At 56.4% G+C, this 12,684-nt stretch carries 9 protein-coding genes; all 9 read right to left on the bottom strand.

The features are described from left to right. Positions 1-57: 57 nt before the first annotated feature. Positions 58-2,004, bottom strand: coding sequence for an XrtA/PEP-CTERM system amidotransferase (locus FKG95_RS21665; protein ID WP_142898508.1), 1,947 nt, complete (start codon positions 2,002-2,004; stop codon positions 58-60). Beyond that, positions 2,005-3,681, bottom strand: coding sequence for an exosortase A (gene xrtA, locus FKG95_RS21670; RefSeq protein WP_142898509.1), 1,677 nt, complete (start codon positions 3,679-3,681; stop codon positions 2,005-2,007). A gap of 13 nt (positions 3,682-3,694) precedes the next feature. Then, positions 3,695-4,924 carry a TIGR03087 family PEP-CTERM/XrtA system glycosyltransferase gene (locus tag FKG95_RS21675; RefSeq protein WP_142898510.1) on the bottom strand — a complete coding sequence of 410 codons (1,230 nt, stop codon included), beginning with the start codon at positions 4,922-4,924 and terminating at the stop codon, positions 3,695-3,697. Beyond that, positions 4,921-5,991 (bottom strand): FemAB family XrtA/PEP-CTERM system-associated protein, encoded by a 1,071-nt coding sequence (locus tag FKG95_RS21680; protein ID WP_246116853.1) that lies wholly within the window; start codon positions 5,989-5,991, stop codon positions 4,921-4,923. The genes FKG95_RS21675 and FKG95_RS21680 overlap by 4 nt, the downstream gene beginning before the upstream one ends. Beyond that, on the bottom strand, positions 5,966-6,910 hold the full coding sequence (locus FKG95_RS21685; RefSeq protein WP_246116854.1) for an XrtA system polysaccharide deacetylase: 945 nt from the start codon (positions 6,908-6,910) through the stop codon (positions 5,966-5,968). The genes FKG95_RS21680 and FKG95_RS21685 overlap by 26 nt, the downstream gene beginning before the upstream one ends. 546 nt (positions 6,911-7,456) lie before the next feature. After that, a complete protein-coding gene (locus FKG95_RS21690) occupies positions 7,457-8,440 on the bottom strand; it encodes an XrtA/PEP-CTERM system-associated ATPase (protein ID WP_142898511.1) in 984 nt (327 codons plus the stop codon). Positions 8,441-8,514: 74 nt separating this feature from the next. Then, entirely contained in the window at positions 8,515-9,363 is an 849-nt protein-coding gene (locus FKG95_RS21695; protein ID WP_142898512.1) for an XrtA-associated tyrosine autokinase, read from the bottom strand. Between the two features lie 243 nt (positions 9,364-9,606). After that, positions 9,607-11,259 (bottom strand): XrtA system polysaccharide chain length determinant, encoded by a 1,653-nt coding sequence (locus FKG95_RS21700; protein WP_142898513.1) that lies wholly within the window; start codon positions 11,257-11,259, stop codon positions 9,607-9,609. A 581-nt stretch (positions 11,260-11,840) separates the two neighbouring features. Beyond that, positions 11,841-12,461 carry an XrtA/PEP-CTERM system exopolysaccharide export protein gene (locus FKG95_RS21705; RefSeq protein WP_218940314.1) on the bottom strand — a complete coding sequence of 207 codons (621 nt, stop codon included), beginning with the start codon at positions 12,459-12,461 and terminating at the stop codon, positions 11,841-11,843. Positions 12,462-12,684 lie beyond the last annotated feature (223 nt).

Consider the following 12,684-nt stretch of genomic DNA (forward strand, 5'->3'; position numbering starts at 1 on the left):
CTCCAGCAATAACGCGAGTGTTCTCCTGTTGCGCGCTTGCGCTCAAATGATCAAATTTTAGGCACGGATACGTGCAGGTTCCGATGGTGGCATGGAAGCCGGCGCATGTCCGCTGCCATGTACTTTCCGCAAGAAGGACTCAAACATCACAAGCGACCAAATCGCGGCGCTGTGTTCGCGTGCGCCAGACTGATGCTGGTTTACCAGAGTCTCGATGAAATTCATATCGAACAGACCGGTGTCACCGAGCGTTTCACTTGAAAGCGACTCGCGCACACGCTCGCGCAATGGTCCCCGGAACCACTGCGCCACGGGTACGGCAAAGCCCATCTTGTCACGATAAAGGATGTCGTGGGAAAGATGCGGCTCCAGCGCTTTTTTGAAGATGTGTTTACCTTCACGCCCTTTGAGTTTTTGTTGCGGCGCAATCCGGGCGGACCACTCTATGAACTTGTGATCAAGGATCGGGACCCGAACCTCGAGGGAGTTCGCCATACTGGCCCGGTCAACCTTGGTCAGGATATCACCGGGCAGATAGGTCTTCATGTCCGCATACTGTACACGGCTGAGATAATGATCCGTCGGCGCCTCGCGCATGAAACGGCCGACGACCTCAGAGGCATGATAGCCCTGAAGCTCACGGCGCATAGAGTTCGAATAGAGGCCGTGGCGCAGATCATCGTTCAGGATCGAGACCGAGTCGAAATAGCCACCAACCGTTCCCCGCGCCAGGGCCTGGAATGTGGTCTTGGCCCGCAACGGCTTGGGCGCCCAGTCCAGCTTCGGATAAAACCGTCCAAGCGCCGAGAAAAGCGGTGCCCGCAGGCCGGCAGGCACACGGCTGCGGACCTGCTCCTCGTAGTGATGCCAGCGATAGCGCCGGTAACCGGCAAAAAGCTCGTCCCCGCCGTCACCCGACAGAGCAACCGTGACCTTCTCACGGGCCAACTTGCAGACCTGATAGGTCGGCATGGCCGAACTATCAGCAAAGGGCTCGTCGTAGAAACCGATCAGATCGTCAACCAGATCGAAGGAATCCGGATCGACCTGGCGCACGTGGTGGCGGGTCCCGAACTGTTTCGAGACCTGGTCGGCATATTTCGATTCATCATAGTCGGGTTGTCCGAATCCGATCGAACAGGTGTCGACCGGTTTGTCCGACACGCCGGCCATCAAAGCAACCACCGCGCTTGAATCGACTCCGCCGGAGAGGAAGGCGCCCAGGGGCACTTCCGCGATCATCCGGATCTTGACCGCCTCGCGCAGTTCCTCGATCAGGGACTCGCAAATGTCGTCTTCGCTGAGGTTCTCGACATCATCGAAGCGCACGTCCCAATACTGACGCGGGTTCGCCGGCAGATCGTCGCGCCGCTGAATGAGAATATGGCCCGGCGCCAGCTTGTGGACGTTCTTGTAAATGGACTTGGGATCGGGAACGTAGCCGTAACCGAAATACTCTTCCACCGCGAAGGGATCGAGCTCGCGGCTCAGCTCCGGATGCAAAAGAAGAGACTTCAGCTCCGAGCCGAAGACCAGGGTGCCGCTGGGAAGGTACGAGTAATAGAGCGGCTTGATACCGAGCCGGTCGCGCGCGAGGAAGAGCGTCTCTTTGTTGCTGTCCCACAGCGCAAAGACGAACATGCCCCGGAACCGCTCGACGCAGGATTCGCCCCACTCAGCCCAGGCATGAACGATCACTTCGGTGTCGGAGTGTGTCTTGAAGCGATAGCCGGCCGCTTTCAGCTCCTCGGTCAGCTCTCTGAAGTTATAGATCTCGCCGTTGTAGATGACGACCACAGACCGGTCTTCATTGAACAGCGGCTGTTGCCCCTCTGCCAAATCGATAATGGCCAGCCGACGGTGTCCGAAACCGACGCCCGGTGCCGTGTAGAGGCCATCCTCATCCGGGCCGCGATGAACGATCGAATCGTTCATCTTGGCGAGCAGATCACGATCTATGGTGTTTTGGCCCCGCGTTTCGAAGAGCCCGACGATCCCACACACTTACTGATCTCCATCCAGATTACGTTCGTCTTTCAAGTTTCCCGCACTTTGCCGGCTGGTCGAGGTGCTGTTTATTATCGCTTTTTCAGCTTGCATCAAGTCCGCGTCTGTCTGTTGCAACAGGGCGCTGACCGATTCCATCTGCGAGGTGAATTCACGCAGCAAGTCATGCGCATCGACAGGCGCGTCTGTATAATCCGTTGCAACTGCAATGGCCGCCGCGGAGCGCACGCCACCGAGCAGGCGTGCCTTGACCTGCAGCAGCTTTGCGACATAGGGGTTCGAGGTAAAGCGGCCATCGACCCAATACCAATACCATACAACGCGACCTCTGCGATGGGTGAGCATCCGGACGTATCTTACTTTGCGCGCTTCGCCATCAATCGTTGCCTGGTAGGTGCCGCTGCCGGCCCGGTCCCAAAACACGCCATCCTCGAAACGGTTGTTCGAGTTCACGACCTCGGCGTCCTGCCGCTGAGACGCATAGAAGGCCAGGTAGACGTCGACCTGCTGCTCGTCACGGCGATAGCTGCTGTACAATTCTACATCCGCGCCAACAAAACTGGGGTTCCAGTTCGGTGTGGCCACATCGACTTGTTCCCAGGGGGCCGAAACCGCAATCGGCCGCAGCGGGATCATGGTGTCTTCCGCGATTTGATATTCGGTCAGGCGCTGACCGGCTTCGCCACTGACCGCAATCGCCAGGATTGCGACCGAGGCAAGAACCGGCATGGCAACGCGGCCATCCGTTGTTTCGAGAATCCCCTGGGCCGCCGCCCGGCGCCGATTGGACGGCAATGCCTCACGGAACGAAAAACCGATCGCGAGCAGCAGTATGGTCACGAAACTCAGGAAAATGAAGCCGTAGGTCAGATGATCTGCGCCAACGGCAACGGTAAAATCGCTCAAATGTGCGAGCATCACGATCCCGAAAGCACGGAATCCATTGGCAATGATCGGAATGGTGAAAGACAGCGCAATGAAGGCCAGACGGCGCTTGGTGCTGCGATACATCTGATTGGCGCCGATGAAACCCAGAGCAATCGTGCTGATCAGGAACCGCACGCCCGCACAGGCTTCCGCAACTTCGAAGCTGCCCGAGGGAATATGGATGAAGAGCCCGTCCAGATAGACAGGGATCCCCACCAATTGAAGCATGTAGACAACAAAGACCGCCGTCACGTCCTGGAGAGGAGCAATCGCGAATTCGCCGAAGGGAATGGTGAAAAACAAAAAGAAGAGGGGAAAGGCAATCCGCCAGGCGATCCGCCACCCCAGAATCGTAATCACCGAACCGACCAGCATGCTCACGAAGGCGAGCTGCTGCACTGCCTGGGTCCCAGACACGGCGCCAACAAGGCCGCCAAAAGCAAGAACCGCCAGAATCGGAAAGCCAAGCTTTGCAACTCTGGGCGCTAAACCGGAGAGCCGTTTACGCCGGATCCAGACCAGATAAGCCGAAACAGGTGGAATCAGGAAGCAATGGCCGAAGAGAGTCGAGGACAGCCAGGTTTCCACCATGGACTGTCCGGTTTCGAAAAACAGCAGGATCAAACCGACCCACGAGACGAAGATCGCGCCCAGGCTCCATTGCCACTGACGGCGCAAGGCAGCTTCCGCCTCAGGGTCCGGGGCAGCGGCCTGGACGGCCTCTATATCGAGTTTGCTTTCCAACATCTTCCCGTCTTCGTCAAACCGGCATGTTTTGCGCGGTGCCTTTCAGCATCACGGTTAAACGATCAATGTTCGCACTCCAGGCATAATCGCGCATCACGCGTGCGCGCGCCTTCTTTCCTAGCAGCGATTCCTTGTCCGAGTCTAAAAGCGCGATAATTTTTCCAATAAATTCATTGGGATCATCTGCTTTAAGGACTTCTTCACCATAACTCGCATCGATACCCTCGAGGGCTTGCGACGTGGCAACCACGGGCCTGGCCATCGCCATACCCTCAAGAACCTTATTCTGCACGCCCCGGCTGATGCGCAGCGGTGCAACCACCGCGGCGGCATGCGCTATATAGGGCCTGACGTCCTCAACCCGTCCGGTTACGGTGACGGCGTCCCGACGGGCCAGGGCTTTGACTTCGTTCCCCGGTTTCGAACCGACGACATAGAAACGGACGTCTTCGCGCTTTTCGCGAAGACGGGGCAGAATCTCCTCCGCAAACCAGATTACGGCATCCGCATTGGGCCAATAATCCATCGCGCCGGTGAACACCAGCGGGCGTTCATCCGCGCTGAAGGGACTCTCGAAAGCTTGCGCGGGATCAAAAAACTCGAAATCGACCCCATTGTTGATGTGTGAAATCTTATCGCTACTCTCGGGGGCCAGTTTGCGGAAAAACGCCGCTTCGGCAGGGGACACGAAAAGACCGGCGTCACTCTGCGCCGCAATCTTGCGCTCAAACTCCAGAAGCTTCCGGCCTTCGCGGTCGTAAATCCAACTGGCGGGCCAGGGCTTGCTGTCAGCGTATTGGCGCCATTTGTCGGAGTCGACATCAACGAAATCCACGATGCGGCGGACTTTTTCGTTCAAAGATGCCGGGATGTACTGAGCGACCGCACCCGAAAAGACGAACACGGACTCGAGATCGCGCTCTCTGGCCAAGTCATCGACCCAGCGCTGCAATCCCGCGTTCTTGTAATAACTCAGCGTCAAGGGATCCCCATTCAACAGGGCGGTCGACGACCAGAGCTTCGCGGTCAGGGGATTCAGCCGGGCAAAATGACAGCGATCGCAGACACCGCGCAAATGATCGGCGTACTTCAGATCTTCCTCGTCATCGATGAAACACCCCAGATGCACCCGGTACTGCTCCGCGAGCCCCTTGAGAATGTTCCAGGAACGGATCTTGTCGCCTTTGTCCGGTGGATAGGGGATCCTGTGCGACAGGAACAGAAGTTCAGGTTGCACGCTCATCCCAGGCTTCTCGAGATTAAGGGCCCAACCAGATTGGCCACCGGCAGCGGCAATTTGCGCCAGGCCGAAATGAACAGACTGTACTTGGGATTATTGGGATTGATCTCAGGCAAGTCGTTTATGCCCAGCAGCTTATACTCGTGCACCAAGGGCTCGGGTTCGAAACCCCAGTGCTTCTTGAAATTAAAGGCTCCTGTCCCGCGCTTGCTGCGGCCGAAGTCGAAAACCCGGTAACCCGCCTCGCACGCACGGCGCATCAAATCCCAATACATAAAGTCATTGATCGCGAGCTTTCGGTCAGTCGAGGTACCGCCGCCATAATAGGGCACGACCTCGTCGCGGAAGTAAAAGCTCATGACGCCCGCAACCGGACGCCCTTCATGGGTGATGGTCAGGACTTCGCAATCCTCGCCGAACACATCTTTCAGGGTCTGAAAGTATTTACGCGAAAAGACCGGTGTTCCCAGGTTTCTGACACTCTCGGCATAGACATTGTGAAGGCGCGACGTATCCTCATCGAGTTCGCCTGCAAGGCCGGATTTCAAACCCTTGCGCACCATCGCGCGCTGTTTTCGCGGGATGGCGGCGAGATTCTTCTCCGGATCCGGGTCCATGGTTTTGCGGAAGGTCACATAGAGATCGTCTTTGCGGGCCCAATCCTCGTGAACCGGGGTTCTCAGTCTCAACTCGAGATAGTCAACCCCCAGTGAAGCCGCCAGTTTCTCGGCCTCCGCATAGAGGGCAGCTTGTGCTTCGACATCGGAAGTAGCTGCGCCTCCATACACACAAAAGGCATTGGAAATCAGAGCATTACCGAAGAGGCGGCTATGCAGGTGCACCAGAGGCAGAACGCCGCAAATCTCGTCATCGCGCTCTGCATAGAGGAAATAGCAATCGTGCCCGAAACTCTCTTCAATTACGGTCTTCCAACCGGCCCGGTGAAAAAAAGTCGCCGATTCACAAGCCGATACAAAGCTGTCCCACTTGCCGCGCGCCGAGTCATCGAGACGCTTGATTGCGATCCCCCCTACCACGTAAACCTCACGCCGCCCGTCTGTGCCGGTCAAGAAAGACCTGATCGACCCGATCCCAGGAGAAATCCTTCAGGACTGTCCGCAAACGCGATTCCATGCGGCCCAGGTTCGTGTAGTGGCGGAAGTTCGACTTCGCCGAAGCGCCGGGAACCCTCGGCTGCTCGGGATCGATCTCCCAGGGGTGGAAGTAGAACATGCAGGGCTCACCGTCCTTACGGTTAACCCGCCGCATCGCCCAACGCGAATAGCTGTAGGGCAACAAGCGGAAGTACCCGCCACCGCCGCAAGGAAACTTCTTTTTACCGAGAGTCCAGGTGGTAACCGGAATTTCGAGCAAATCGTGATTTTTCGAGGGCGTAAAGGCAAAGCGGGGTGCTGCAGGCATGCCGTAGAGGTCATGGTTGATAGGATAAACGCTTGAGCTGTAGGCGTGGCCCTCACCGGCCAGGACATCGAAGGCCCAGGGCGTTCTCTCATCGATCGAGAAACTGGCCGCCCGGTAACCTGTAACGGCGCAGCCGCCGACATCCTCCAGAATAGCCTTCGTCTTACGTACGTCTGCCCGGAACTCACCTTCGGTCTGATGATGCACGCGGGTGTGTTCGTAGCCGTGGCTGGCCAGCTCGTGTCCCGCCTCGACCATCCGGCGGATCAGTTGGGGATAGCGCTCCGCTACCCAGCCCAGAGTGAAGAAGGTCGCGCGCACGTTATGGTCTGCAAACATCTGCATGATCGCGTCGCTATTCCGTTCGACCCGGCAGCTGTGATCGTCCCAATCGCTCCGCGTAATCTGATCCGCAAAAGCAGAGACCTGAAAATAATCCTCGACGTCCACCGACATGGCGTTGACGATGCCGTGCCGGGAGGGTGCGCCGCCACCCGATCCGGACTTTGCGTCAGACGCAACCGGTCCATTGACCGCTGTATCGGGCATATTTCTATACTGCTGCATTCACCGCCTCCGTGGCGCGCCTTGCCAATTCAACTCTCGTACCTTCGGACAGATCTGCACCGGATCAGCGAAACCCCGATTCAGTCTGGCCTTCAACACCGTGGACCGGATCATATCTTAGCGAGCCACTTCGTGGTTTCGCCGAAACATGTGGATCCGCTCTCACTCAAACACTCAGAGGCGATTTACCAGGACAGTGGACGCCATGAGCGATTCCATCCAACCAAGATCACCTCTAGTATCCCGAATCTGAAATTCACTTCATTGAATTTCAGATTCAACGGGACACTAACTCATTGAATCTAATGTGCTTCAGTTTCTGAAAATCGCCACACACTATGCGGCGAACTTCAGAAACATCACACTAGGGTCGAGGTCATGTTCTTAACCCTGTTTGTCAAGAACGCTCGCTTGCTACCCTGCCTAATTGGAGAGCGTTCTACCTCACCAGCACCTCTCGCCGACAAGCACCGCACTCCTGTGCGCAACCGACTGCGCCTTTCGGTTGCAAAAAACGACAGATGGCATCGATGCCAATTGTCAGGATTAATTCTTACTGCGGCTGCCTTCCAACGCCGAGACCCGCCTGAACAGCCTGTCCAAATCCGAATTCGCGCCCGATCCACTCTCCGGCAATCCGTTTGTTCCCACCGGAGGCTCCGCCGGTGACTGCACGATGCCGGTTTCTTCGCGGGCAATCGTCATGGGTGGCAACGCCGCGCCTTCTTTGCGCATATCGAGAACCACGTCCTCAACGTCAGCCGCGGAGATTTCATGCCGGTCTTCAAGATAGCTGGCAAGGAGCAAACGGTCGCAAAGAAGATTGATCCGGCGCGGAACGCCTGCAGTTTCGGAATAGATGATCGGGTACGCAGAGTCATCGATGCGCGGGTCGTTCTGCCAGCCGACCTGGATCAGACGGTGCTCGATGTAGGAACGGACTTCATCGAGATCCAAAGGCTGCAGGTGATAGGTCGCAATGACGCGCTGGCGGAGCTGCTCGAGGCTGGCGCTCGCCAGGGTCCGCCGAAATTCCGGCTGCCCGACCAAGTAAATCTGCAGCAATGATCTGTGTTCGCTCTGGAAATTTGAGAGCATGCGAAGCTCTTCAAGCGAGGAATGCTTGAGGCTTTGTACTTCGTCGATGATCAGGAGCGGGCGGCTGCCGTCCCGATGGCACTCCAGCAAAAAGGCTTCAATCCGTTTCAGGATCGTCGCTTTGTCCGCACCCTCCTGCGACAGGCCGAAAGAGGCGGCAACCAGGCGCAGCAGGTTGTCTGCTTCAATCTGGGTCGTCACCACACGCGCCGTGATTAAGCGCTGACCTTGCAGAGAAGATAAAAAATAATCCATCAGCGTGGTTTTACCCGCGCCGACTTCACCGGTGATCACGATGAAGCCTTCACCCTTGCTCAGACCGTAGGTGACATAGGCGACAGCCTTTTTGTGCGGCTGACTCGTGTAGAAAAACCGGTGGTCCGGGGTGAGCTGAAACGGTAGCCCTGTCAGATTGTAAAAATCTGTGTACATAACCTTAGGTCGGACCCTTTTGCTGCGTCGTGGCCCTTAGCTTAACCCCTGACGCCGCGGCTTGTGTGTGAAGCTTATGCGTTGTCGGTCGTATCGCCATAACCATAGTAGCCGCCATAGTATGACCCGAACTGGGTCGCACCGAACTGTGGGCGTGCCTTGTTAAGGATCAGGCCGATATTTGGACAGGTGCTGATCAGGTCCAGCGCCGATTTAACGGCGGACCTGCGCGTTCCCTCTGCTTCAACCACGAAAACGATCTGATCGGCGTGCCGCGCCAGGATCGAGGACTCGGTGGTCGCCAGCACAGGCGGGGCATCAAACACGATGATTCTGTCCGGATAGCGTTTGGAAATCTCCTCAACCAGACGCTTCATCCGGGTGCTGGCGAGCAATTCGGTCGACATGTGGTTCGGCTTACCCGCCGGTATGATCGAGAGCGACTCGACATTTGTCTTCAGAATAACATCGCCGACATCAAGCGACGGATCCTCCAACAGGTCCAAAAGACCCTTGTTGGCGGTGACTCCCAAACGCTTCACGATACTCGGACGCGACAGATCACCGTCAATCAGAAGCACCGTCAGATCTTTCTCTGTCGAGATGCTCATCGCGAGATTGATCGCGGTAAAGGTCTTGCCTTCGCCCGGCACGGCGGAGGTCACCATGATCAGGTTGTGCAGGTTGCTGTTTTCCTGCCAACGGTTGCGCAGGACCGAGTTCTTTATGATACGGAACTCTTCGGTCGTCAGCGAACGGCCGCGGTCAGGTGTGAGAATACCCTCGTGCCGCAGACGGTCAAAATCGATCCGGACTTCCCGGCTACCGCGCGCAGAACCGGATTGAGCAGAACCGGATTGAGCAGCTGCGGGCTGGGCCGCGTGGCCAGGAGCGGGCTGAACTGGCACCGGTTGAACGGGCATTGGCTGTGCAGGCGCCGCCTGTTGCGCGGGCATCGCTTGCGCGGAAGCCGCCGGCGCTGGCTGCTCTTGCTGTGTCTCAACTGACGAAAGAACGGTTTCGACAGGTGGGAAATTCTGATGCAGAGCCGACGAACCTAGCTTCGCGGCGGCCTTCTCAACTAGCGAATCGCCGCCACGCGCCTTGGCTTTAGACGTACTGCCGTCTGGACGGTCCATAACTCAGTAACCCTTCATCTCAAAACCTTAACTGCCGCCGAAAATTAACGGCACAATCTTGTTGGAAATCGTGTCGCTGACCGCTGCAGGAATCCCTGCGCCCTGCTGCACGATATCCAGATTGCTCAATCCAACTTGCTGCTCAATGCGCATCAAAGACCCATAGGCACCGACCATGGCAATCAGAACCACCGCCGTTCCGGCAAGTTTGGATAGGCCCCAACCTCGCCTCGTGAGGTCCTGAACCGCCGTGACCGTACCCAGTACCGGCATCGCGAAGGCAGAGCCCAGATTTGTGGCGTCATGGAAGGTATCCTGGATAAAGATCATCACCCAGGCGACCCCGACGCCCGCGCCGAGTCCCACAAAGAGAACCATGGTCAGAAAGAGCCCGCGATTCGGACCATCAGGCAGAGCAGGAATTTCCGGCGGATCGACAACACGGAACTGCACCGGTTCAGCGCTGACTTCCCGTTCTTGCGAGATTCGTGCTGATTCCCGACGCTTCAGCAACTCATCATAGTTTTCTTTAATGATGCCGTAGTCACGGTTGAGCTTCTTAAGTTCCGCCTCGACGGCCGGAACATTAGAGCGCAGCCGCTCCAGCTCTGCAATCTGCCCCTGGATCTGATCGACCCGGCGCTGATTGATCTGAATAATCGACTGCTGCTCGATGAGCCGCAGCTGCAGCTGCGCATAAAGCGGATTTGGAACGCCCGTTTCCGCCGTAGGCTCTTCACCGGCGCTCAATTCATTCTGCAGAGCCGCTTCCAGCTCACGCTCGTTCTTGGCCTCCAGGGCCTTTAACCTGCGTTGGGCGATCACGACGTCAGGATGTTTCTCGGTGTAGCGGGTCAGGAGCTCCTGTACCTGCGCTTCAATCTCAATGATACGCAGGGTGGTGTCAGAGGGCGGCCCTGAACCAATACCGATATTAGTGACGCCGCCGATCAACTCCGGCACAGAAGAGAGCTCTCTCTTGATAACCGCTTCCTGCGTCACTGCGTTGTTGAGGGCGTTCTCAGCTGCGATCAAGGCGCCCTCGGCACGCTCAACGCGGCCATGATATCCTGCAGCCCCCGGCAGAATGTCGAAATTCTGCTGCTTGAAGTTGGCGAGACGCTGCTCAGCCTGCTCAAGCTGGCGCTCGTAGTCTTTGATCTGATCGTTGATGAAGCGCTGCGCCTCATCCATGTCGTTCCGGCTTTGCCCCAGGTTGCCCTCGACGAAGATTGTCAGAAGCGCATCCACCACATTGCGTGCCCGGACCGGGTCGCCATCCTCAAAGCTGACTTTAAAGAGATTCCCGCCATTGCTTTGAACACTGGTCTTGTCATTCAAACGCGTGAGCAGGCGCTCCATCTGATCGGGGGTCGTTGCCGTGATATCCAGATCGGTCATCCGCGCGACCTTCTGCAGGTTCGGACGGCTGAGAAGCGTCTGCTGCATAATCTGGATTTCGGATCGAATATTGGTGTCGACTGCCAGCCCCTGCAGCAACGGCCGCAGCATGCTGGCGGTATCAACGTACAACCTGCCCGAGGACACAAAGACGTCAGGGATCGTGGCAACGTAGAACCAACCGGCAATACAGACGACCCATGCGGTGGACAGGGCATACCAGCGACGCTGCCAAACCGCATTACAATAGAAAATAAACTGTGCGTAGATGTCGTTCATCTCGACGTTCGACCGCCCTTCAAGTCCGTCCCAATCTCATACAACACGGGATCAATTTGCAATCTGAAGCTTAGCAATAGACGCGTTTTCGATCCGATTTGTTTAAAGATTTAATATTAACAATTCCTGACAGGAAGGTGACTTTTGCCGGTTCCGAGTCCGGTACGCCCAAAGACTAAGACGCCGAACAAGAAACTTACTGACTTAAATGCCATCCTGCTTTCCAGGTCAGTTACGTCCCAATTGTGGCACGACGATGACAACACTCCGTTTACATGCGCAATAATAATCTCACGAGACCGATGCGCCGGACTTTATCCTTCCAAGACCTGCATCCAGAGCAAGTCCGCATACGCCAATCATAACGTTCGTATACGTGTTTTAGCCCTTTGGTGTATAGAAAATCGAGAGGTTTTTTCGATCAGCTTTATGTGATGCCGTGGAAAAAACCCTGTAAACCAAGGAAAACATAGGATTCGAGTGGTCTGCCATACCCTTACCTATCTGCTCTAACGCACGCCTAAAAACACGTGAGGGGCGCCAACCGGCACCCCTCGCAAGACTGTTCAGCCTGTGGCTGCCTAAAATACACTTTCCGGCACGATCAGGACGTCACCCGGCAGAATTGCCACATTCGCCGTAATATCGCCGTCCTTAATCAAGTCATCCAGGCGAACCCGGAACTCTTTTTGCTCATCGTCGACAAGCCGCACGATCGTCGCGTCATTACCATCCGCGAACTGTGTCAGCCCGCCAACCGAGATCATAACGTCGAGCGCAGTCATATTGGCCCGATAGGGAATCGCCTGCGGGCGTGCTGCTTCGCCTAAAACCCGGACCTGCTGGGTGAAGGGACCGACGAAACCTGTCACGATAATGGTGACGATCGGGTCTTGTACAAAGACCGCCAACTTTTCCTCAATCTCGCGCGCAAGTTCGCTCGGCGTCTTGTTTGCCGCATCCAGATCCTCCATCAGAGGAACCGAAATCCGGCCGTCCGGCCGCACAGGAACTGAAATGGTCAGCTCAGCATTGCGCCAGACAAAAATGTTCAAGTTATCGCCAGCACCAATTTGGTACATGGGCGCAACGGAATCAGCGCCCAACTTTGCAGCCGGCAAATCCGCCTTGTCGCTGGAACAGCCGACAAGGAGCATACCCACTCCCACCATCAAGGCAGTAAAAGCCTTTTTCGCACCCAACGGACTAAGAAGCATCTGGACCCCCTCAAGTTTCTACAGTGGGTTTTACACCCAACCTCTTCGCTGGTAAAGGCGCGGTGAGCGAAACTTACTGTAAATCTGGTGACTTAACGAAAATATAATGGCCGATTCGCCCCTTAACCTTAACAAAAGACCTCACGAAAGGCTAAAAACATGCATTAACCTGCATTACATCCGACTCGGTCACAAATTCCGAAGAATC

The organism is Denitrobaculum tricleocarpae (genome assembly GCF_007004665.1).
Lineage (GTDB): Bacteria > Pseudomonadota > Alphaproteobacteria > Kiloniellales > Kiloniellaceae > Denitrobaculum > Denitrobaculum tricleocarpae.